Origin of the sequence: Undibacterium sp. (assembly GCF_030683615.1) — a bacterium.
Lineage (GTDB): Bacteria > Pseudomonadota > Gammaproteobacteria > Burkholderiales > Burkholderiaceae_D > Undibacterium > Undibacterium umbellatum.
This window is the reverse complement of record NZ_JAUXQE010000030.1, coordinates 287,543-307,673: the sequence shown is the minus strand read 5'-3', so window position 1 is coordinate 307,673 and position 20,131 is coordinate 287,543. Positions and strand designations below refer to the sequence as shown.

Sequence of the window (20,131 nt, the reverse complement as noted above, 5' to 3'; positions counted from 1 at the left end):
AGAATACAGCAGCAGAAGGGATTTGCAATACGCGCTTGCAAATCGATTTTATTCCATCACATGATAGGATATACATATGCAGCCGCGCATCACCGTCATTACTCTGGGCGTCGACAATCTGGAAACCTCCCTGCATTTTTACCGTGATGGTTTAGGGTTTTCTACCGAAGGCATCATAGGAACAGAATTTGAATATGGTGCTGTCGTCTTCATCTCGCTGCAAGCCGGGCTGCGTCTGGCCCTTTAGCCACGCAAGAGCATTGCACATGATCTTGAGGGTCTTGGCTCGCCAGGTTTTGCGATCGGCACCGTCAGCGATGCCATGCTGGTAAGGTGTTTAGCGGTCGGTGACTTCTGCAGCAGCCACGGTAACGCTCTGAGCACCCCATGTATCCACTGCAGCATTACGCTTGATGTCTGAACTCCTTTTGCCCGCGTCATGCCTCTTGTCACCAGCAGTGTCTATGTTCTTCACAATCTGCGCGCCCACCATGAGTATCGTCGCCTGTGCCTGTCGTACCAGTTTCCCATGGAGTTAGCCCAGGTTATATTTATGCTCCTGATGCCTCATCGAAATTCTCGAACACGAATGCGCTTGCAGGCCCAGTAGATGAATTGAAACTCTAGCTCACCTTATATAACTATAATAGTCCGTTGAAAGCTAACTCAGGGTCTAATGAAAAATGAAACGACGAGATATTAGTATCTATATTGGAATGGCTTTAACGGGCTCTTTGGGAGTTATGCGTAATTCAAATGCTCAATCCTGGGTGATTGATGACGCTGAAACTGAGATCATGCCTGTTTATGTAATGACGCATACGGATGGGCAAGATTTTACGTTTGTTCGGGCGGATTTTTGGTTTCCTCAGACAAAAAAATCTGTCAAGTTGTCGTCAGTGGGAGTAATTACTGTAAATGGTATTGAATTGAAAGGGGAGCGAGATTCAATGGGGACTTACTCTTACGTTGGAAACATCCCTGTAACAGAGGGAATATTGACGTTCAAGCTAGTTCGGAACCAAAATAAGACTATGGAGCATAGTTTTAAATTGCCAGCATTGGATATTTTAGATTATCCAAAAAGTTATACTCCTCATGAAACAATTAAGGTTCCATTAAAATATGCTGTACCAGCAGTTGATACAATTATTTTCAACATGCGAATACAAACACCCCAAAACGTTTTAAATCTTAATAGCAAGATTAGAAGTGATTATCTGGAATTTTCACCCATCATTAAAGTCCCTTTGCCAGTTGGTACATTTGAAGCGAGAATATATAAACAGGAGCGTACGCCGCTTAAAGACATTTCAGATGCAAGCAAAATCGGATGGGGGGTGGCGTCTAACGGACGAAATTTCAAGATAGAAATTTTGGATACAAAGCCGTAAAGGTGGACTGCAATTTACCGACTTGATGCCATTAGCCCAGCGCATACAAACTCGCACAACCATAATCTGTTTGCGCGCCCAGATATTGGCCTACCCATCCTATACTACAACGCTTGACGACATGTTCTATCCTGAAGCTTAATATGCATTCCAGGGTGGCGAAGTCGTAGATCTGCATCTTGCTGCGATTGGCAATGGCACATAGTTTGCCATCTGGCGACAGGGCTATCGAGGTTCTGCCGTCAAAGCTGGAAGCTGGCCAGCCTGCACGCAAGGACATGCTTTGCATGTCGAAGCACAAGTGGCTGACGTTACCGTAAGCAGTCTCGGCGATCAGGTAGCGGCCATCTGGTGTGTATTTGAGCAGCGTGATCATCTTGAAGTCACCAGCGATATTGGCACGCACCGTGCCTGTCGCGATATCCAGCAAGACTATCTCTCCTGCACGTGCGCAATAAGCGACGGTATCACCGTCAGGTGACAAGGCTGCCTCCATTTGCGAGGAATGGCCACCGTACAGTTCATAAGGCAAAGGGAGATTCAAAAGCTGCTGGCCAGAATTCAGATCAGTCACCATCAGATTGGGTTCAGCATACCAGACAGCAAGACTAGCTTGCGCGTCAAGGCAGCTTACCGGATGGGGATTGGGCGTACTCAAGATGGTGTAGGCAGCATCGCCTTTCGCCCAAGACAAGACCTGATGGTCAGCCTTGATCAGCAGACGCTGCATGGCTGGCAGATAAATCGTCTTCCACACCATGCGATTCAGGGGCAGGTCTGGTAACGCGGTTTTCTTGCCTGAGGCATCAAGTAGATACAAACGGTCACCAGGTCGCGCATCGTCAAAACTGTTGCATAGTAGTTGCCCTTCTACATCGGCAATCGACAGTGCCCCTGTGTATGCCTTGCTGCGCAGACAATGCATGCGCGGTTCGCCAGCTTGCGCCCCGGTTTGGTCCAGAATGAAGCCTTTCTTGATCCTGGACCATTCTTCTTTCTCTGCCCATGCCAGGGCAGCGTCGGGATTATCCTGCGGCTTGTCGCTCTCCTTCTCCTTGCCAGGAACACCAGTGCGGACACGCACTGTCGCGCCGTCACAAAAACTGCTCCAGTTTTTACCGCTTTCAGGGTCGGTTAAATGACGAATGCGCATGATATTTGAAAGTGTCAAAAAAGTTTGGAGTGGGATGGATTCAAGTCTCCTCCCCTTTGAATGAATTCTAACGCCGCCAGGAAAGAGGCATTAAATTCTGTTGTACATTGTATAGACACTTTTGTTTCCCGCCGTTACACTAAAATCTGCCGCTTCGAAAAATTGACACAGCTGGCATACTCAAGAAAAATTTTCGTGAGATCAAACATGGCTGAAAACAAAACCAAAGCAACGGACAATAGCGTAGACGACTACATCGCTGCCATCGCCGATGAGACACGGCGACAAGACTGTGAAGTCTTGATACAACTCATGTCCAAGGCCACTAAGCAGCCTGCCGTCATGTGGGGTGACAGCATCGTCGGCTTTGGCAACTTTCACTACCGCTATGAAAGCGGGCGCGAGGGTGACATCTGCCTGATCGGTTTTTCTTCACGCAAGGGAGATATCAGCCTCTACGGCTTGTTCGCAGCACCCAGGCACTTGGAACTGGTGGCAAGTCTGGGCAAGTCAAAATCTGGCAAGGGCTGCCTTTATATACGCAAGCTCAGTGAGATTGACTTGATGGTGCTGGAGACACTCATCAATGAGGCAGCCGACAGTAAAGATAGATTGGGTTGTTAAGACCTGAGATGCATGCCTGCCTTCCGCCAGCCAATTGCATTCACTCATTGCCGTCCCTGCCGCCCATATAGGCATCCCAAAAGCCCGCTGCCGGTTCAGCTTGCTCCACGACGTCGAGCACCAGGCCGGATGGGTCGCGTACCTGGAAGCGAACCTGACCCCATGCTTCGTGTTTGACCGGGTAGACAATTTCCACACCTGCGGCCCGCATCAGGGCTTCTTCCTTGCGGGCATCGTCTACCTGCAGCGTCAGCAGCAAGCCCTGGCCATTGAATGCCTCCGGGCCTGGCGGACGGGAAGGATGGTCTGGTGTCATGAAGGCAATCGCCGTCATGCCAGCTTCGGCCGTGCCGCGCGACAACCATACAAACCAGGATGCCTCAAACCCCACTTCAAAGCCCAGGTGCTGCACAAAAAAATCACGTGAAGCCTGAATGTTGGGTGTGGTGACCAGAGGATAAGCAGAGGTCAGTTGTGATAGTGTGGCGGGCGAGAGAGTCGGCATGATTGCTCCTGTTGCGTTGAAGATGAAGTTTAGTACATACTGTCTGTATGTATAATTAATTATGGATACATACAGTCTGTATGTCAACAAGAAATGGCAAAAAATAATCTCGTCCCCGAAACGCCAATTGCAAACCGCCGGCTGGCGCAAGGTGCACAGTCCCGCGCGCGGCTGATCGCTGCTGCGCGCGCCCTGTTCGAAAAAAATGGTTACGCCAACACCTCGACCGAAGCACTGTTACTAGCCACTGGACTGACCCGCGGTGCGCTCTACCATCACTTTCGTGACAAGAAAGACTTGTTCGTGGCAGTTTGCGAAGCCGTGCACAGCGACCTGAGCGCGGCCATCGAACAGGCAGCCAACACCCAGGAAACGCCCGCAGAGCAATTACTGGCAGGTGCCATGGCCTGGGTTGATGCCATCTCGCAAGCTGGCCCGCGCCAGGTATTGCTGACAGATGGCCCCTCGGTGCTGGGTGCTGAAACCTGGGTAGTACTGGATGAGCGCCATGGTTATCAGCAATTGCGCGCCGTGCTGGGCGAGATTCTCAGCCCCAGGGGTGAAATGAGTGCGCTGGAAATCGATGCCTGCGCCTCTGCCATCAATGGTGCCATCAACGAACTGGCCCAGTGGCTGGCACGCCATCCCACCGAGGCTTACCCGGATGCCCGGGGGGCGGCTATGGCGGCGCTCAGGCGAGTGTGCGGCAATGTGTTGGCGGCAATATGAAGACATAGTGGGTGCTTGGCTGGCAAACGCGTTACCTCTGATTTGTGAAACAGGGCGGTCAAACTATTGGCTACTTATCAATAAAAATCGGTGCTAGAATCATTAGATCTTATTGATTTGCAAATACGGAGTTCGCGATGATCACACTCTATGGATTTGGACGTGTCTTTCCACCAGTGATAGGCGAAACCCGCGATCTGCGGATTGAGTGGGCACTGGAAGAAATCGGCCTGCCTTATCGCGTCCACGGTCTTGATCATACTGGTGGTGAGCATCAGGGTGAGGTCTACAGCAAGATCAGCCCTTTCAAACTGGTGCCTGCGATTGATGATGACGGCTTCATCATTGCAGAATCAGGGGCCATCCTGCTTTACCTGGCTGAAAAAACTGGCAAGCTGATACCTACGGATTTTGAAGGACGCATGCGTGTCGTTCAATGGTGTTTTGCGACACTCAACACGGTCGAACGCCCCATGCTGGAAATCCTGCTGATCGACAAGTTTGGTGGTGAACATACAGAAGGCCGCAGGGCCGAGATGGTCAAGCAGGCTCAGCGCTGGCTGGCAGGGCTTGAGCATCAACTGGAAGACCGGGTATGGATCGCCGGCACAGATTTTAGCGTGGCCGATATTCTCCTCACCTCGGTGTTGCGGGATATACGCAAGACTGATCTTATTGCTGCCTATCCCAGGCTCAAGGACTACCTTGAACGTGCGCAGGCACGTCCTGCCTGGCAGCGTACGCTCAGCTCCTATGCCCAACGCTTAGGCGTGACGGTGGCCGACATCCGGTAAGAATTTTGTAGCTTGCGAAGGCAGCGACAGGTGCGATTGGCGCGGCGTAATCGCACCACACTGTCAGTCTAAGCTTCAATCACAGACCCTGCCACGCGACGAAAACTGGCCTGACTGTATCTCTTGATCTGTCAGGTCATCACCTTGCCAGAGTATGACTTTTGCTGCCCCGGCACCCAGGCCCAGTTCGCGGAATGCGCGGTTCTCGACCTGGGTAAAACCTCCATCCGGGCTGCCCTGGGGATGGATGACGATCTCTGGTGACATCTTAAAAATTGATCCGCCCATCAGACGCGACAAGAATGCTTTGATAAGCTGTTCTGCCACGGTAAAGTCAGAAACCAGAGAACGCGGATGAGCGAAAGGGTTGACAACGATGGCACCACTTTGACTCGCTGCCGCAGAACGCGCCTCTGCACCTGTGCCTAGTATTTTCTGGTTTGGTGACGCACTGATCGCCAGTTCAGGTACTTCTGAAATGGACTGACCGGATTTCACATCCCGCATGCTCAAGCGATCAGGAGAAATCTGGACATAGATAGTTGACTGGAAAAAACTGAGCATAAAAGTCTTATTTTTTTGGATGATGATGGTTCATTTTAAGGATACATTCATTCTTTAGCGCATGGGCAAAGTGCGATCGCATCTGTGCATACTAATCCTGCTCGCTCGTTGACGGATAACTCAAATGCGCTTATCCATCCAAGGTGCTCTGACATACACGGTTTTCGATTCGTAGTCCAAATCCTTTACCCAATAACGATCTCTGCAACCCAGCTTCCACAGTTTGGCACCTGCATCCATGCAGGAATCCGGGAGTGTCAACTTATGTTTTAAGCAGGGCCATAAAAGATAGCAGGCGACTTCGTCACACTTGGTCAAATAAATTGCCCAATTTCGCAATACTGCATAATGAGGTATATCGTAAGGATAATGTTCAATCAGATAATCGCTTATCGCTTCATACAGAACACCAAATAGTTCATTGTCCGAAACATCAGGAATTTCAACTGACGGTGGCGCTATTTCTATCGAAAATCCGCGGTCTATGAAAGAAGTAATTTCATCATTGTAGTCTTCCTCCAAAAGCAATGGCCTGAGCATGGAAATGTGTGAGGAAACTAAGGCCAGGAGTTCATCTTCGCTGCACCCCACCTGATCAAGCTGCGGAACGAGATAGCCCCAACCCGGAATTTCCCTGGTATTGCTTTCCAGGTTCAGCAGTCTGCTACGAATTTCTTTATGCTCATCAAAGAGTGCCCACGCCGCCTCCAGGTCATCTGTGTTTGAAATCGACTGAAAGAAAAAATAGTGATCAACTTCATTTTCCATATCGATAGAATCTGGATCATCACTATTTCTCTTGAGAATTTCAGCCAGCATGTTGAGTTTATGATCCATAAAAATTCCAGGAAATATAGATGTGTGCGAAACCTGACGCGGCGAACTAACGATAAACACTCCTGATCATGGCCTGATCCAGTGAAACAACTTCCTCGCACAGAGATAGATTCCGCTGCAAATGCTGGCTCAGTTCATCAGGCAAGCGACTATCGGTACTCAAGTGTGTCAATTGCCCGCTGCGCAGCGCGGCATCAAACAATACCGCGTGACCGTGCTTGCTGATGTTACTGCGGGTGACGTTGAGTTTGCGCAATGTGGGTGATGCGCAGATCAAGTGTGCGGCCTGCGCGGCAGCTTCATCGTCCATGCAATTGGCTTGTGCACCCAGGACTCTGGTAGAGGGCGCATAGCCGAGATTGAGGCTTTGCAAAGAAGAATACGTGGCTGCGTCCAACAGCGCACTGGCTCCTTGCTGGCTGATGCCATTGCTTGCCAGTTCCAGGGTGTGCAATGTGCGGTTGTGGCGCAAGGCTTCTGCCAGCACCAAAGCCCCTTCATCCCCCAGGCGATTGACGCTCAGGTACAGTGCCTTGATATGCGGTGCTTGGCGCAGCAGGCGTGCCAGGTCGGTGGCGCTGGCTGCTTCCAGGCCGTTACCGCTCAGGTAAAGGCTTTGCAGGCTATGGTTGTCGCTGCACAGGGCATCAACGATGGCTTGTACTCCTGATGCACGCAAATCCGTATTGACCAGGTCCAGCACGCGCAACTGCTGATTGCTGCGCAACATGTGGGCGATATTCGCTGCACCTTCAGGGCCTAAGGGATTCCGCTTCAGCCACAGGCCGGTGATGTTTTGCGCACTGCCCGCCAGAGTGTTGTCTAGCGCCAGCGCACCTGCTGGCCCGATGTTGTTGCAGCCGAGAAAAAGCACCTCAAGGTGAGGATTGGCACTGGCCAGCCCGGCCACCGCCGCCGCTCCGGCGTCACCTATCGCGTCTGTCCCCAGCATGAGGCTGCGCACCTGGGTATTGTGCTCCAGCGCTTTGGTGACGCTCAGGCAGTGATCCGTACCCAGGCTTTGCTTGCATAAATCCAGGCGGCCATCGTCGGTCAAAGTCCCACGCGGAAATTGCTGATTGCCTTGCGCACTGAGGTCGACACCGAGGTTGGCCCTGAGATGATTGAGCAAGGGGTCGAGCTCTGCCGCATCGCATGGGGTGATGCTGACGCGATGCACCGGGCATTGCACATTGCTGTGTTCTTTCATGGCATCGTCGCCAGGGGTAAGCATGGCTATAAATTGTGATGGGTCACCAGGCATAAGGCTCGTAGTCTTTGAGGAAGTGGCCGGACAGGGGTGTCTCCGTTTCATTGACACCGCGCACGATCGGGTCTATCAGGCGCGCCATACCATCAATGATATCCAGTGGCGTATAAAAATCCTGCGTTTGCCGCACATGCATGGCTTGCAGATAAGGTTTTTCATCCGTGATCCAGCCGGTATCCACCGCATTCATATAAATACCATCGCGCGCCCATTCCTGGGCGCTGGTGCGTACCATCATATTCAGCGCAGCCTTGGCCATATTGGTGTGCGGATGAAATTCAGTTTTACCGCTGCGATTGAATTGCCCTTCCATGGCAGAAGCCTGGATCACAAAGCGGCGCAGATGGGGTGAGCGCAGCAGTGCCGGTTTGAGGCGGGCCGTCAGCAAGAATGGGGCGACGGCATTCACCAGTTGCACTTCCAGCAGCTCCAGCGTGGACACTTCATGCAGTTGCTGCGACCATGAATTGCTGGGGCGCTTGTCCAGCGCCTGGCCGTAGATATCGATCTCCTGTTGCGGGAAATAATCCGCATAACTGGGTAATTGCCCCAGGTATTGCGTCTTCGCTTCCAGCAACCACGGTGTTGGTTCGGCAGCCATCAGGGCAGCATAAAACTCGCGTGGGCGCTTGATGGTTTGTGCTGCATTATTGATGAGCATGTCGAGGTGAGGTAATTCCTGGCCCAGCTTGTCGGCAAACTCTTCTACATCGGGAATGCAGCGCAGGTCCAGGGCCTTGATCTTCAGGCGTTCGGCCCACTCGCCAGAATCTGGCATTTCCAGAAAGCGCCGTTCTGCATCTTGCGGGAACCGGGTCGTCACGATGACGCAGGCACCATCACGCAACAAGCGCAAGGCAGTCTCAAAACCTATCTTGATGCGCCCACCAGTGACCAATGCATAACGCCCGTGCAAATCGGCGCGCTGATGACGCTTGTTCCAGTTTTTTTCAGCACATAGAGGGCACAGGGAATGGTAGAAATGATGGAGTTGCTGGAAACCCTGTTTGCAGACATAGCAGCGTTGTGACCATAGAGCACTGCCATGTGCCTCATTTGACAGCACTGGCAAGGCTGCAGTTTGTTGCGAGCGTACCAGTCCGGTTTGCAAGCGTGCATTGCGCAATCGTTCTTTTGCTGCATCGGCACGCGTCTGCCGGTGTCCGCGCTTGGCGCCTTTTTGTATCTTGGCAATCAGGGTCTTGAAACGCGGATGATCATCCATCTGCGAAGGTTCATCGGCAATCAACTGCAGCACCTTCAAGGCGGTGTTCAGTTCTTCATCGGTAAATGCCACAGCGGATATCCTCGTCTGTCCATTAGTACACGCAGGTGTGTGCGCTGAGTGGTGGGAACGGGTTGGGCTTGAACCAACACCTCCCTCATGCATATGTTGACGCGCTTCCATTACGCTACCGTTCCCGGCGACGATTATAGCGGAGCAGGTTTGCAAAGGTCAAAATTTCTCGACTACATCCTCATTACGGCATGAGGCGTTCACCTTATAAATTGAAGGGAAAGAATTGGGTTTGAACCAACGCCTTCTGCATGCAATGCAGATGTGCTTCCATTACACCATCTTTCCCGGCGCGGATTATAGCGGAGTAATTTGGAAAGCTAAAAAATATTTCGAATATCATTTCGAGGATATACAAGCTATCGAATTGGCTGGGAACGAGTTGGGTTTGAACCAACGCCTTCTCCCTTGCTGTGGAGCTATGCTTCCATTACATCATCGTTCCCGATACGGATTATAGCCGGGCGCGGATGACATGATGTACATTCAGCGATGTGGGTTGTGACGCAAGGCACTCTGGTCTAAGAGAATATCCGTGCTGTATAGCTCGAATAGATTGGGAACGAGTCGGGTTTGAACCGACACCATCTCCTCTTGGTTGAGGTGTGCTTCCATTACACCATCGTTCCCGCTATGGATTATAACCGAGCGTCTTTGGCGTGAGCGAAAGCTGACCAATATGCAAGGTGCATGATGTGCTTACTCAATCTGATTTGCATCACTTCAGTTGAAGCGATACCATCACTTTTTTAACGCTGTGTACACATACCCCGTATGCAGCATATATTCGGGAGAGAAAAATGGGTTTGGGTATCAGTGTTGGCATACTGTCAGGAGCGGACAATAATGATGCAGATCGTGATGAAGGGCTGGACCCTGGCTGGACCGCCATCAACTACGTACTCAATGCATCTGGCTTGCCTGCGCATGCAGAGCCACGCTCGCTTCCGCAACTGGATTCACGCTCTGAACTTGATAGCTGCCCCTATTCCTTTATACACTATTTGCGCCGTGCTTATGCCCACCGCAGGGCAGACCCGACATGGCTTGCAACGCCCTTGCCAGAAGGAGAGGACCCAAGCCAGGATGAAGTACTGCAGGCGGAATATGACTACCTGAGCAGTCATTTGATCTGCCATTCAGACGCCGAAGGTTATTATGTGCCAGTGGACTTTGAAGAAGTCTTGTTCGCCAAAAACGAGGATATTGGCCTGCCAGGCGGCATGCTGGGTTCTTCCTATCGCCTGATGGAAGAATTGATACTGGTGGCACCTGCACTCGGCATCCAGCTCAACAATGGACAATTATCAGATGCCGAAGCCACACGCATCTGCGAAGAGGCAGCGCAGAAAGCCAGTTGTTATCGAGAACTGGACTCATGGATAATCTTATTTGAAAGCGCCCGTCTGAGCCTGACACACAAGACAGCCATAGTGTTTTGCTGAAAGCTCCCCCCTGCGCGCCCTGCATGTCAAAACTGCTGACAGGATGAGCGAATTGTCGGTAAGTTCACTGTGCAAGATGCGCACAACACAGCTTGCACAAAAGCGCCAAGCCTAAAACGAACTAGGCGAATTCTGGTAGGCCTGCCACTGCGCACCTCCCTCTGATGGGCGGTAGCCGGATACCTGAAAAAACAGATGACGAAGCGTGCCCTCCTCTAAATCTGCCTGTACAGAGACAGTAAAGGCACCCTGTCGTATTCTACTTACATGGACTTGAGAATTTCCTGTCTCTTTGCCTCATGTTCAGGCTTGCTGATCAAGCCGTCTTTGAGAAGAGCGTCGAGTTCTTTCAGCCTGTCAGCTGCGGCCCCTTGCGCTGGCTTGGCTTTTACAAGACTTGCTGCTTCGGACTGGCTTGGACATGACTGCGCACAAGTTTCCATTGCTGTCTTGCATGCTGACTCATTCGCCAGAGTAAACAATTTAAAACCACTCATGCAACTGGTATGGTTAGCTGACCATTGCTGAGCACAGGCACTGTCTATGTTGGCAAAATCAACTTTGGGTGCACCAGCACAGCCGGACAGCAAGAAAGCCAGTGCAGAAATAAGTGGAGTGATTTTTTTTATAGGTATTCGTATCTTCAATCAGGGTAAAAAATGGGCAGCGCAAGCGGGATAAAATTGAGCTCTTCAATGATGAAATTGTATTGCATTTTTTTAAGTTCCCGAAACCTTTATCTCTCACAATGACTAGCCATCAACCCTGCAAAGTTGTCGGCACCGCAGCCCTGATCACTTCGATGAACTTGCGCAACCTGGCCGGATAAAAACGCGCATATGGATATACCAGATGCACAGGCAAGGGGGTGGCCTGCCATTGCGGTACCAGTTGTACCAGACGTCCGGTGGCGATGTCGTCTTTCAGTATCCAGCCTGAACCTATGGCTACGCCCAGGCCTTCCAGCGTGGCAGTGCGCAGGGCGTAGAGGTTGTCGGTACTGATGCGCGGGGTAAAGGCCAGGCGCTGGATTTCGCCGGTGTGCATCTGGCGCAGGAATACTTCGTTGCGGTAAAAAGTGCGCAGCGACAGCCAGGGGAAGCCTGCCAGGTCTATGGCTTGCTGCGGCATGGGCCTGCCCGCCAGTATCGATGGTGCGGCAACGACGATGCGCGGCACTTCGGCCAGTTTGATGGCAACCAGGTTGGTGTCGGTCAGCTCACCTATCTGTATCGCGCAGTCTATGCCGGCAGAAATAAAATCCTGCAGCGTGGTTTCATCATGCAGCAGCCACTCTACATTCACGCGCGGATATAGCCTGAGATAGTCGGCCAGTGGCTTGACCAGTCTTTGCTGGCCAAACGCATGGGGAGCGACGACACGCAGCAAGCCTTCCGGCTCTTCTGTCACGCCGCGCAAGTCGGACTCAAAGGCAGCCCAGTTGACCAGCAAGTTCCTGGCATGTTCATAACAGCGCTCGCCATCGGCAGTCAGGCGCATGCTGTGGGTGGAGCGGTTCAATAGCCTTACACCCAGGAACTGTTCCAGCGATTGTAGACGACGGCTGACTGTCGGCTGGGTCGTCCCCAGTTGCACTGCTGCGGCTGACAAATTACCCGCCTCGACGATGCGCACAAAGGTTTGCATGAGCTCTATACGGTCACCTGCGCCCGCCATCAGGGATGCGGTGGCAGTCTGGTCAGGATGCATGGGTTTTGACTTGATCATACGTCTAATGTATAACAAATCTGCGTTGACTGCTGCTACCACTTAACTGTGCTGCCCACTACACTGTGCAGCACAGCATAAGATGCGTCAAAAGAGGAAATCAAGCATGACCCCCATTCACCAATCGCATGACCAAAGTGCTGCAGTGCAGCCTGACCTGGCTGCCATCAATCTCGCGCCCGTCCATCAACTACCCTCACCACCACTGGTATTATTGCTGGCCACTGGGGCTGGCTTGTCGGTGGCTTCTCTGTATTATAGCCAGCCCATGCTCGGGATACTGGCCGCCGATATAGGAGTCAGCAATCTGGACGCAGGCTTTATCCCTACGCTGACGCAACTTGGCTATGCCCTGGGTATCTTGTTGCTGGCCCCGCTGGGCGACAGGCATGACCGCCGCAATATCATCCTCATCAAGGCTGGCTTGCTGGTCGCTGCCCTGATTGCTGCAGGTCTGGCAAACAGCCTGAGCGTTTTATTGATTGCCAGCCTGGCGATAGGCTTGACGGCCACCATGGCCCAAGACATCGTCCCTGCTGCTGCCACGCTGGCGCATGAATCACGCCGTGGCAAAGTGGTGGGCACGGTCATGACGGGCTTGTTGATGGGCATCTTGCTGTCACGCGTGGTCAGTGGCTTTGTGGCAGAGCACTTTGGCTGGCGCAGCATGTTCATGCTGGCAGCGGTAGGGGTATCGCTGATTGCCGTTGCCATCTGGCGTGGCCTGCCCCATTTTGTGCCGACGACCACCCTGAGTTACCGCGCCTTACTGGCGTCGTTGCTGGATCTCATGCGCCGCCACGGCACGCTGCGCCGTGCAGCACTGGCCCAGGGTTTGCTGGCGATGGGCTTTAGCGGCTTTTGGTCTACGCTGGCAGTGATGTTGCATGCCGAGCCTTTTCATATGGGCAGCGCCGTGGCCGGTGCCTTTGGTCTTGCCGGGGCAGCAGGCGCACTGGCGGCACCACTGGCGGGCCACCTGGCCGATAAACGCGGGCCAGAGCTGGTCACCAAACTGGGCGCCGGACTGACAGCTGCTTCGTTTGCCATCATGAACCTCAGCCCCCTGCTCCCGCCAACAGCACAATTGTGGTTACTGGGCATAGGCACGCTAGGTTTTGACCTGGGTGTACAAAGCACGCTGATCGCCCACCAGACTATCGTCTATGGCATAGACAATGGCGCCCGTAGCCGCCTCAATGCCGTGCTGTTTGTCGGCATGTTCATCGGCATGGCAGCCGGTGCCACCCTGGGTAGCGCCCTGCTGGCGCAATGGGGCTGGACAGGCGTGACCGGCATGGCCACAGTCACGGCGCTGGCAGCGCTGGCGGTAAGATACTGGAAAGTGCCGGCAGACGAGGCTTGATAAAACAAAAAGCCGGGCTCGCCAGAGCCAAACTTGTCAGAGCAAGGCCGATTGAGGATACATCTCAATCGGCCTTTTTTAATCTGAGATGTTGCATTGTCATCATAAGTTCTTTGATACTATATCGACAACAGATATATCATCTCTCGATATAAGCACCAACAAACCCAGGGCATCAATGAGCGACATCAACTATTCAAAGTATCTGCCTCTTTCAGAAGCCACTTTCTATGTGCTGGTGGTGCTGACCGAGCCTTTGCATGGTTATGCCATCATGCAAAAAGTGGAAGACATCAGCGAAGGCAATGTCGTCATCGGCCCTGGCACTCTGTATGGCGCATTTGCCACGCTGGAAAAACAGGGCTTGATCGCCAAGGTCAAGGAAGAAGAGCGGCGCAAATACTATGAACTCAGCGACAAAGGCAGACTTGTGCTCGCCGAACATATACGGCGCATGGAAATCATGTTTCGTAACGCTAAATTGGCATTACCAAAATTAAAAATGGAGGAGGCCAAGTGAGTGCAAATCCAGGTACAAAAGTCAGTGAGATATTGGTCAAGAAATTCAAATGTTTCCACTCGTGGGAGGATGAGCAAGAACAGCTTTGGTTGCAGCAAATGGCAAGCCAGGGTTTGCATTTAAAGACACGCAATGTCCTCGGTGTCTATACCTTCGCTCAAGGCACACCTGCACAAATTGCCTATCGCCTCGACTACGTGCCGAACGCAAAATGGAATGTCGCCAATGTCATCGAACCAGATGACAGCTATCAGCAGTTGCTGATAGATACGGGCTGGGAGCATGTACTCAAGGGAAATGGCTGGCACTACTGGCGCATGCCAGTGACGAATACCCGCCACGCAGGAAAAGCAGAAATTTATTCTGACGACGCATCGAAACAAATGAAATACAAGAGACGCCTGCCGGGTTTACTATTTTGGTTTTGCATTTTGACAGTTCATCTCAGTCTCCCCCAATCCAGCTTGCATACTTTGGGTGATGGCAAGCTGGCATATATGATCGTTTATGGGATAGCCATGCCCATCACCATCTACCTGGGGTATTCCATGATACGTATTTACTTGCGTATCAGGGAGTTGCGTCAATAGCTGGACGCAGCACTTTCGTTATCAGTATCCTCCTTGGTAGCGAAGCTGGCAGGCACATTCCAGGACTAGCTCCCTCAAGATGCCAAGGACAAGGATAATGCACGATTTAGGCTGCCAATTGGCAGCAACTTGGGAATAACTCGACTATGGCCGTACCGAAAAACCGACGGGAATTACTGGACGCTATCAGCACCACCTATGAAAAGCTCGCTGCCGACCTTGCCAGCGTGCCGGCAGAGCGTGCCAACGAAATGACGCTGGAAGGCCATGCACAAGGTACGCATATGAGCGTTGCCAATCTGCTGGCTTACCTGATAGGCTGGAACCTGCTTGTGCTGAAGTGGTCCGAAGCCAGGCCATGCGGCATGCCAGTGGACTTTCCGGAAACTGGATTTAAATGGAACGAACTGGGACGCCTGGCGCAAAAATTCTATGCCGACCATGCCGGAGTGGACTACGCCGAACTGCTGCGGCTGTTTGCCAAGGTGCACGATCAGATCCTGGCCCTGGTCGAAAGTGAAAGCGATGCATCCCTTTACGGTTTGCCGTGGTACGAACAATACACCCACGGCAGGATGATACAGTTCAATACCTCGTCTCCCTATGCAAATGCCCGAGTGCGCTTGCGCAAATGGAAGAAGGCTAACGGCGTCTTGTGATTGCCAGGTTCCAGCAGGCTGACACGGCGATGGGCGATACGGGCGTGGAGCAACTTTTTTAGTTGAACCAATAAGGCGCGGCTGCGCAAAACCCATCAGAAATTTGCCTATTCGCCTCAAAAACGTATGGCACAATACAATGCCGACATGTCCCTTCACTCATAGAGCCACTACACAGATGCCCCCCAATTCATGTAATCCGGCACCTCTGCACCTAGCCCGCAAAACCTTACCGCCATGGCTGATCTATTTTGTTTGTCTGTGTGCTGCCTTGATGCTGGCATCTCCGGCAAAAGCACAAAATGCCAGTGATTCAAGACTCTTGCGCCTGCTTGGACTGATGCAGCAACGCCTGGATGTGGCACAAGATGTGGCCATGTACAAGTGGAATGCCAAAGCCGCCATTGATGATCCTGTGCGCGAGCAACAGATACTGGATGCCCTTGTGAAACAGGCTCCACAATATGGTCTTGAGCCCAAACTGGCTCAGGATTTTTTTGCTGCGCAGATTATCGCTGGCAAGATGATACAGACGGCCTTGTTCAAGGAATGGACGAGCAAGACGCAAGCGCCGTTTAGTGATCCGCCTGATCTCAAAACGCAAATACGCCCAGCGCTGGATAGACTTACGATAGAGCTGCTGACGGCACTGGCTGCTGCCCAGCCTGTGTTGCAGAATAAAGATAGTCAGCAGGAACTTGAGTTGGCCGCAACGAATTCCAGTGTGCGAGCTGAAGTGTCGCAAACAGTACCAGGGTACGCGACGGCCTGGCAACATGCTTTTGGGGTGTTGGTTAGGCGAGAAAAGTGAAGCTTGGCGACCAACTTTGCGTAGTCGCCCGCTAGTTTGAAGATATAGGAATGCCAAACCGAGCTCCAGACATTGCAAGTTTCAAGAAAGCCGTTACCATGACTACTGAAAATCTATGCCCGAGAAACAGACACGACCATGAACGATTACAGGCTGTAATTGTTGCCGGCCCAGTGGCAGCAGAACCCGTACTCGAAGGCCTGTTTATTTGGCTGCAGGATATGAATTATCCCATCGCCATTCCAGTTGCGGACTTCCTGATCACGGTTGGAGACCCACTCATCCCGCATCTCAAGAAAATATTGTGCTCGAACGATTACATATGGATAGGTGGAGTCCTTGACTATGTCGTGGCAAGACTGGCACCAGAACAAATACATATGCTTAAGCCTGAATTGGATCAACTGGTGAAGGTGCCTGGGATTGCGATAGACGTGATATCTATTGGAACCTCTGCCGGAATTTGGGATCAAAAAACATTAAGCCTCATACTTAATACCAGTATTCAAACATGTGAAGATCGTTTGCCTGAACTCAATGAATTGAAAGCAAAGACACCTCCAGACTGGATGCTCAATCGTAGCATCGCCGGAACTGAAGAAAATTTACCTGGGCTGAAAGCAATGAGAACCAAGTTCTTTCCTGAAAGTGAACATAGTAAGGATTAGCTGCTGATAGGTGCAAAGCCTACTTGCCAGCATATCTATCATGCGCCAGCAATCTGGTTTGTAAAATGGCGAAACGGCATTGATTGAATTTCTCCCGAAAAATACCTCCGCCCTGGTAAAACTGCACGTCCATGTATAGCGATGGGATTGAGATTTTTCTCTTTTAAAAGCATGGCACACTCGCGACTATGCTGGGCTAGACTCAGCCATGTCTGTCTGAATGGTGCGTTGTAACGCACCCTACACACGGCCAATCCAGAGGCACTAAGCACTCGCATCTTCTGCCACCTCCATCATCAATCTACGCAACCACAAATGCGCATCGCTACGCGCATACTTGCTATGGCTATACACTTTCAGGGTGTAGGGTGGTATGGCAAAAGGTGCAGGATAAATTGCTATACCTGCCGCCTGTGCCAGCGTCGTAGCAGCATGGCGTGGCAGAGTCATGATGAGTTCGCTGCTGGCGATGATGAAGGGTGCTACCAGCACATTGGGTAATTGTACGGCCACCTGTCTTTGCAGGGACATGCCATCAAGCACATAGTCGATGACGCCACGGCTCTCGTTCCAGGGGGTGACGACGACATGGCGGGCTTGCAGATAAGTCTTGAGTGTCAGCTTGCGCTTGATCTGTGGATGGTGCTGGCAGGCGATGGCGACATAGTCATCTTGCAGCCAGTCAAATTCTTCCATGCCTGCAGGCAGTGGCGTGCGTTCTTCATCGTAGCCCAGGGCAAAGTCGATATGACCCGCCGCCAGTTCATCGAGTGCCAGTTTTTGGCTGGTGTTGATAATGCGCAGGGTGATTTGTGGTGAGACTTGTTGCAGCCTGCTGATGAGGCGCGGCAGAATGGCAAAGGCGGTATAGTCACTGGCTGAGATGACAAAATTGCGCTTACTGCTTGCGGGATCGAAACGCTGGTTCAGACTCAACCCAGCAGACAATTGCGCCAGTGCCGTGCTGACTGTGCTGGCAATTTGCTCTGCCCGCAAGGTTGGCTGCATCTGGTTGTCCAAGCGCACGAACAATTCATCGCCCAGTGCCTGGCGCAGTCTTGCCAGTGCGTGGCTAAGGGCAGACGGGCTTAGCGCCAGTTCATGTGCAGCAGCAGTGACTGAACGCTGGTGATACAGGGCATTGAATACCAACAAGAGATTGAGATCAAGCCTGCGCAGATCAAGATGCATATGCTGCATGATAGTGTGAAGTAATTGCACTTGCCGCATTGTAGGCAGGCTTGTTAGGATGTGGCAAGTAAAGTGTTTTTAAGGAATTCCATGACTATCGACATCCGCCCCGCCCTGCCAGATGATGCAGCGCTGATTCACGCCTATATCACAGAGCTGGCAATCTATGAACGAGCCGAGCATGAAGTCATTGCCAGCGTCGATGATGTCAGGCAAAGCCTGTTCACCGCCGACAGCCCGGCGCGCGGCCTGATCTGCGCCATCGATGGCCAGCCAGTTGGCTATGCGATTTACTTCCTCAGTTATTCAACCTGGCTGGGTCGCAAGGGGATGTACCTGGAAGACTTGTATATCTCACCCAGCCACCGTGGCAGCGGCGCGGGCAAAGCCTTGTTAAGGCATCTGGCGCAGGTCGCCGTCAAAAGTGGCTGTGGCAGGCTGGAATGGAGTGTGCTGGACTGGAATGAACCGGCGATACAGTTTTATCTATCCATCGGTGCCAGGCCGCAGGATGAATGGGTACGCTACCGCCTGGCAGGTGAAGGTTTGCAGGCGTTTGCTGCGGGCTCAGTGACTGAGGCGGTTTGATATCTGGCTCAGTTGGCAGGGTGCGCGTGGCGCACCCTGCCTGTACCGAGAATGCCTGATCTTTAATAGGTCAGACATCAAGAATCACTGCACCAAAGCCGGTTGAATAGCGTCAATCTTGCCGTCCGATGGCAGGGCTGGTACACCTATCAATTTCATCAATAGCGGATACACATCAACATTATCAAAGGCTGGCAAGACCGAGGCTTTCTTGAAGGCCGGGCCATTAGCAATGAACAGGGCCTGCATTTCTTTGGAGAGATTATCGTAACCATGCGAACCCTTGTTCGCCTTGCTGACAGCCTTGGAATCTGGCATCACCAGCCAGCCTACATCAGCCGAGCATATGATGCTTGGCACTCGTGGATTTTTTCCAAACTGCAAACGTGCTGGTATGTTTTCTTTTTTCCAGCATTGCATATGTTCATGGGATTTCAGCAGCGCGGTGGCTACTAGTTTTTCTTGTCCGGCTTTAGGTTCTATGCCTGCATAGCTGCCATACGTCACAACTTCGTACGTGGCAGGATTGGCGATCTGGTCCAGTTGTATGCTGCGTTCAGAGCTGGTCGCAGCCATGCCATGATCAGAGACAATGACAACATTGGCCTTGATCTGACGTACTCGCAAGCCATCCATCAGGCGGGCGATGGCAACGTCAGCACTGGCCACGGCTTCGGTCACCTCTGCGGTATCCGGGCCAAAATCATGGCCTGCATGATCGACCTGATCAAAATACACAGTCAGGAATTGTGGACGCTCGCCAGCGGGCTTGTCCAGCCAACTAAGCATGGTGTCAACCCGCACTGCGGGTGCCAGCTTGCCATCGAAGGTGCGATATTCTGAGGGGCGCACGCCATGGATGGCGGCTTCGGATCCCGGCCAGAACATGATAGCTGTGTTGACCTTATGTTTTTCTGCGGTCACCCAGACCGGCTCGGCCTGATCCCACCAACGCCTGTCCAACACGGCTTCCTTGTTACCGAGCCTGAACCGCACACCTGGAATTTGCTGATCTTCCATGGTGTTACCAACAATTCCATGCCGGTCTGGCCGCAGACCCGTTACCAGGGTGTAGTGATTGGGAAAAGTAATCGATGGATAGGAGGGACGCATGGCCTCGGCACGCACACCATCAGTTGCCAAGGCGTTGAGCGTAGGAGTCACGCCACGCTGCAGGTATTCTGGTTTGAAGCCATCAATGGAAACCAGGATGGTGGGCTGGTAATTGCCACTCGCTTTGGGAACAACCGTTGGCTGTTCAGGTAGACCGGCGCAACCAGCCATGCCCAGGACTAGCAGGCTATACGCAAACGCTTTCAGGTAAAATTTTTTCATGGTGTGCTGTGTTTGAATCGTGGTTGGTACGTTAATCGCAGTTTACAACACAGCCTACCGCAA

General features: G+C 52.2%; 23 protein-coding genes, 4 tRNA genes and 1 pseudogene. 14 read left to right on the top strand and 14 right to left on the bottom strand.

All coding sequences use genetic code 11. The annotated features are described in order from the left end of the window. Positions 1-76: 76 nt before the first annotated feature. A pseudogene (locus Q8K39_RS15930) lies at positions 77-244 on the top strand (VOC family protein); the annotation flags it as partial. A gap of 439 nt (positions 245-683) precedes the next feature. Beyond that, entirely contained in the window at positions 684-1,394 is a 711-nt protein-coding gene (locus tag Q8K39_RS15920) for a hypothetical protein (RefSeq protein WP_305261684.1), read from the top strand. Positions 1,395-1,425: 31 nt separating this feature from the next. Here Q8K39_RS15920 and Q8K39_RS15915 read toward each other — a convergent pair whose 3' ends face one another. Then, complete coding sequence (locus Q8K39_RS15915) at positions 1,426-2,547, bottom strand: WD40 repeat domain-containing protein (RefSeq protein ID WP_305261682.1); 1,122 nt, start codon at positions 2,545-2,547, stop codon at positions 1,426-1,428. 207 nt (positions 2,548-2,754) lie between these two features. On the opposite strand from Q8K39_RS15915, the gene Q8K39_RS15910 reads away from it, so the two are divergent. Then, positions 2,755-3,171 (top strand): DUF1801 domain-containing protein, encoded by a 417-nt coding sequence (locus tag Q8K39_RS15910; protein ID WP_305261680.1) that lies wholly within the window; start codon positions 2,755-2,757, stop codon positions 3,169-3,171. A 40-nt stretch (positions 3,172-3,211) separates the two neighbouring features. Here the strand turns inward: Q8K39_RS15910 and Q8K39_RS15905 are convergent, their stop codons facing one another. Continuing rightward, a complete protein-coding gene (locus Q8K39_RS15905) occupies positions 3,212-3,676 on the bottom strand; it encodes a VOC family protein (RefSeq protein ID WP_305261677.1) in 465 nt (154 codons plus the stop codon). Between the two features lie 93 nt (positions 3,677-3,769). Here Q8K39_RS15905 and Q8K39_RS15900 point away from each other — a divergent pair, with 93 nt between their 5' ends. Beyond that, positions 3,770-4,405 (top strand): TetR/AcrR family transcriptional regulator, encoded by a 636-nt coding sequence (locus Q8K39_RS15900; protein WP_305261675.1) that lies wholly within the window; start codon positions 3,770-3,772, stop codon positions 4,403-4,405. Positions 4,406-4,542: 137 nt separating this feature from the next. Then, positions 4,543-5,199, top strand: coding sequence for a glutathione S-transferase family protein (locus Q8K39_RS15895; RefSeq protein ID WP_305261673.1), 657 nt, complete (start codon positions 4,543-4,545; stop codon positions 5,197-5,199). 75 nt (positions 5,200-5,274) lie between these two features. Here Q8K39_RS15895 and Q8K39_RS15890 read toward each other — a convergent pair whose 3' ends face one another. The 8 genes from Q8K39_RS15890 to Q8K39_RS15855 all read right to left on the bottom strand — a co-directional run bounded on the left by Q8K39_RS15890 (position 5,275) and on the right by Q8K39_RS15855 (position 9,796). After that, complete coding sequence (locus tag Q8K39_RS15890; RefSeq protein WP_305261671.1) at positions 5,275-5,763, bottom strand: rod shape-determining protein; 489 nt, start codon at positions 5,761-5,763, stop codon at positions 5,275-5,277. Positions 5,764-5,883: 120 nt separating this feature from the next. After that, positions 5,884-6,600 carry a hypothetical protein gene (locus Q8K39_RS15885; protein WP_305261669.1) on the bottom strand — a complete coding sequence of 239 codons (717 nt, stop codon included), beginning with the start codon at positions 6,598-6,600 and terminating at the stop codon, positions 5,884-5,886. Positions 6,601-6,646: 46 nt separating this feature from the next. Beyond that, positions 6,647-7,810, bottom strand: coding sequence for a hypothetical protein (locus Q8K39_RS15880; RefSeq protein ID WP_305261667.1), 1,164 nt, complete (start codon positions 7,808-7,810; stop codon positions 6,647-6,649). 43 nt (positions 7,811-7,853) lie between these two features. Then, positions 7,854-9,167, bottom strand: coding sequence for an SDR family NAD(P)-dependent oxidoreductase (locus Q8K39_RS15875; protein WP_305261665.1), 1,314 nt, complete (start codon positions 9,165-9,167; stop codon positions 7,854-7,856). Between the two features lie 53 nt (positions 9,168-9,220). Next, a tRNA-OTHER gene (locus Q8K39_RS15870) sits at positions 9,221-9,292 on the bottom strand. A gap of 92 nt (positions 9,293-9,384) precedes the next feature. Continuing rightward, positions 9,385-9,455 (bottom strand) — tRNA-Ala (locus Q8K39_RS15865). Positions 9,456-9,540: 85 nt separating this feature from the next. Beyond that, positions 9,541-9,612, bottom strand: a tRNA-Ala gene (locus Q8K39_RS15860). Positions 9,613-9,725: 113 nt separating this feature from the next. Beyond that, a tRNA-Leu gene (locus tag Q8K39_RS15855) sits at positions 9,726-9,796 on the bottom strand. Between the two features lie 171 nt (positions 9,797-9,967). Between Q8K39_RS15855 and Q8K39_RS15850 the strand changes: the two genes are divergently transcribed. Beyond that, the gene (locus Q8K39_RS15850; RefSeq protein ID WP_305261663.1) at positions 9,968-10,612 is read left to right on the top strand and encodes a hypothetical protein; all 645 of its coding nucleotides are present in this window, start codon (positions 9,968-9,970) and stop codon (positions 10,610-10,612) included. Positions 10,613-10,875: 263 nt separating this feature from the next. Here Q8K39_RS15850 and Q8K39_RS15845 read toward each other — a convergent pair whose 3' ends face one another. Further along, positions 10,876-11,109, bottom strand: coding sequence for an SHOCT domain-containing protein (locus tag Q8K39_RS15845; RefSeq protein WP_305261662.1), 234 nt, complete (start codon positions 11,107-11,109; stop codon positions 10,876-10,878). Positions 11,110-11,155: 46 nt separating this feature from the next. On the opposite strand from Q8K39_RS15845, the gene Q8K39_RS15840 reads away from it, so the two are divergent. After that, complete coding sequence (locus tag Q8K39_RS15840) at positions 11,156-11,293, top strand: hypothetical protein (protein WP_305261660.1); 138 nt, start codon at positions 11,156-11,158, stop codon at positions 11,291-11,293. A gap of 78 nt (positions 11,294-11,371) precedes the next feature. Here the strand turns inward: Q8K39_RS15840 and Q8K39_RS15835 are convergent, their stop codons facing one another. Next, the gene (locus tag Q8K39_RS15835) at positions 11,372-12,340 is read right to left on the bottom strand and encodes a LysR family transcriptional regulator (RefSeq protein WP_370868618.1); all 969 of its coding nucleotides are present in this window, start codon (positions 12,338-12,340) and stop codon (positions 11,372-11,374) included. A 106-nt stretch (positions 12,341-12,446) separates the two neighbouring features. Between Q8K39_RS15835 and Q8K39_RS15830 the strand changes: the two genes are divergently transcribed. From Q8K39_RS15830 to Q8K39_RS15805, 6 genes are all read left to right on the top strand, one after another. Next, the gene (locus Q8K39_RS15830) at positions 12,447-13,706 is read left to right on the top strand and encodes an MFS transporter (protein ID WP_305261658.1); all 1,260 of its coding nucleotides are present in this window, start codon (positions 12,447-12,449) and stop codon (positions 13,704-13,706) included. A 178-nt stretch (positions 13,707-13,884) separates the two neighbouring features. Continuing rightward, a complete protein-coding gene (locus Q8K39_RS15825; RefSeq protein ID WP_186953394.1) occupies positions 13,885-14,226 on the top strand; it encodes a PadR family transcriptional regulator in 342 nt (113 codons plus the stop codon). After that, complete coding sequence (locus tag Q8K39_RS15820; protein ID WP_305261655.1) at positions 14,223-14,816, top strand: DUF2812 domain-containing protein; 594 nt, start codon at positions 14,223-14,225, stop codon at positions 14,814-14,816. Before Q8K39_RS15825 ends, Q8K39_RS15820 begins: the two co-directional genes overlap by 4 nt. Positions 14,817-14,962: 146 nt before the next feature. Then, positions 14,963-15,475, top strand: a complete 513-nt coding sequence (locus Q8K39_RS15815) for a ClbS/DfsB family four-helix bundle protein (RefSeq protein ID WP_305261653.1) — start codon at positions 14,963-14,965, stop codon at positions 15,473-15,475. A gap of 178 nt (positions 15,476-15,653) precedes the next feature. Continuing rightward, on the top strand, positions 15,654-16,286 hold the full coding sequence (gene aroQ, locus Q8K39_RS15810) for a gamma subclass chorismate mutase AroQ (RefSeq protein WP_305261652.1): 633 nt from the start codon (positions 15,654-15,656) through the stop codon (positions 16,284-16,286). 98 nt (positions 16,287-16,384) lie between these two features. After that, on the top strand, positions 16,385-16,954 hold the full coding sequence (locus tag Q8K39_RS15805) for a DUF5071 domain-containing protein (protein WP_305261650.1): 570 nt from the start codon (positions 16,385-16,387) through the stop codon (positions 16,952-16,954). A gap of 264 nt (positions 16,955-17,218) precedes the next feature. Here the strand turns inward: Q8K39_RS15805 and Q8K39_RS15800 are convergent, their stop codons facing one another. Continuing rightward, complete coding sequence (locus Q8K39_RS15800) at positions 17,219-18,145, bottom strand: LysR family transcriptional regulator (protein WP_305261736.1); 927 nt, start codon at positions 18,143-18,145, stop codon at positions 17,219-17,221. A 90-nt stretch (positions 18,146-18,235) separates the two neighbouring features. Here Q8K39_RS15800 and Q8K39_RS15795 point away from each other — a divergent pair, with 90 nt between their 5' ends. Beyond that, positions 18,236-18,733 (top strand): GNAT family N-acetyltransferase, encoded by a 498-nt coding sequence (locus Q8K39_RS15795; RefSeq protein WP_305261648.1) that lies wholly within the window; start codon positions 18,236-18,238, stop codon positions 18,731-18,733. A gap of 84 nt (positions 18,734-18,817) precedes the next feature. On the opposite strand, the gene Q8K39_RS15790 is transcribed toward Q8K39_RS15795, so the two are convergent. Next, the gene (locus Q8K39_RS15790; protein ID WP_305261646.1) at positions 18,818-20,068 is read right to left on the bottom strand and encodes an ectonucleotide pyrophosphatase/phosphodiesterase; all 1,251 of its coding nucleotides are present in this window, start codon (positions 20,066-20,068) and stop codon (positions 18,818-18,820) included. Positions 20,069-20,131 lie beyond the last annotated feature (63 nt).

Coding starts and splice junctions, on each gene's coding strand:
- Q8K39_RS15805 (WP_305261650.1), top strand. CDS start 16,385: ATGACTACTGAAAATCTATGCCCGAGAAACAGACACGACCATGAACGA.
- Q8K39_RS15840 (WP_305261660.1), top strand. CDS start 11,156: ATGTTGGCAAAATCAACTTTGGGTGCACCAGCACAGCCGGACAGCAAG.
- Q8K39_RS15795 (WP_305261648.1), top strand. CDS start 18,236: ATGACTATCGACATCCGCCCCGCCCTGCCAGATGATGCAGCGCTGATT.
- Q8K39_RS15895 (WP_305261673.1), top strand. CDS start 4,543: ATGATCACACTCTATGGATTTGGACGTGTCTTTCCACCAGTGATAGGC.
- Q8K39_RS15835 (WP_370868618.1), bottom strand. CDS start 12,340: ATGATCAAGTCAAAACCCATGCATCCTGACCAGACTGCCACCGCATCC.
- Q8K39_RS15900 (WP_305261675.1), top strand. CDS start 3,770: ATGGCAAAAAATAATCTCGTCCCCGAAACGCCAATTGCAAACCGCCGG.
- Q8K39_RS15890 (WP_305261671.1), bottom strand. CDS start 5,763: ATGCTCAGTTTTTTCCAGTCAACTATCTATGTCCAGATTTCTCCTGAT.
- Q8K39_RS15885 (WP_305261669.1), bottom strand. CDS start 6,600: ATGGATCATAAACTCAACATGCTGGCTGAAATTCTCAAGAGAAATAGT.
- Q8K39_RS15880 (WP_305261667.1), bottom strand. CDS start 7,810: ATGAAAGAACACAGCAATGTGCAATGCCCGGTGCATCGCGTCAGCATC.
- Q8K39_RS15815 (WP_305261653.1), top strand. CDS start 14,963: ATGGCCGTACCGAAAAACCGACGGGAATTACTGGACGCTATCAGCACC.
- Q8K39_RS15915 (WP_305261682.1), bottom strand. CDS start 2,547: ATGCGCATTCGTCATTTAACCGACCCTGAAAGCGGTAAAAACTGGAGC.
- Q8K39_RS15825 (WP_186953394.1), top strand. CDS start 13,885: ATGAGCGACATCAACTATTCAAAGTATCTGCCTCTTTCAGAAGCCACT.
- Q8K39_RS15905 (WP_305261677.1), bottom strand. CDS start 3,676: ATGCCGACTCTCTCGCCCGCCACACTATCACAACTGACCTCTGCTTAT.
- Q8K39_RS15830 (WP_305261658.1), top strand. CDS start 12,447: ATGACCCCCATTCACCAATCGCATGACCAAAGTGCTGCAGTGCAGCCT.
- Q8K39_RS15790 (WP_305261646.1), bottom strand. CDS start 20,068: ATGAAAAAATTTTACCTGAAAGCGTTTGCGTATAGCCTGCTAGTCCTG.
- Q8K39_RS15910 (WP_305261680.1), top strand. CDS start 2,755: ATGGCTGAAAACAAAACCAAAGCAACGGACAATAGCGTAGACGACTAC.
- aroQ (WP_305261652.1), top strand. CDS start 15,654: ATGCCCCCCAATTCATGTAATCCGGCACCTCTGCACCTAGCCCGCAAA.
- Q8K39_RS15800 (WP_305261736.1), bottom strand. CDS start 18,145: ATGCATCTTGATCTGCGCAGGCTTGATCTCAATCTCTTGTTGGTATTC.
- Q8K39_RS15845 (WP_305261662.1), bottom strand. CDS start 11,109: ATGAGTGGTTTTAAATTGTTTACTCTGGCGAATGAGTCAGCATGCAAG.
- Q8K39_RS15920 (WP_305261684.1), top strand. CDS start 684: ATGAAACGACGAGATATTAGTATCTATATTGGAATGGCTTTAACGGGC.
- Q8K39_RS15850 (WP_305261663.1), top strand. CDS start 9,968: ATGGGTTTGGGTATCAGTGTTGGCATACTGTCAGGAGCGGACAATAAT.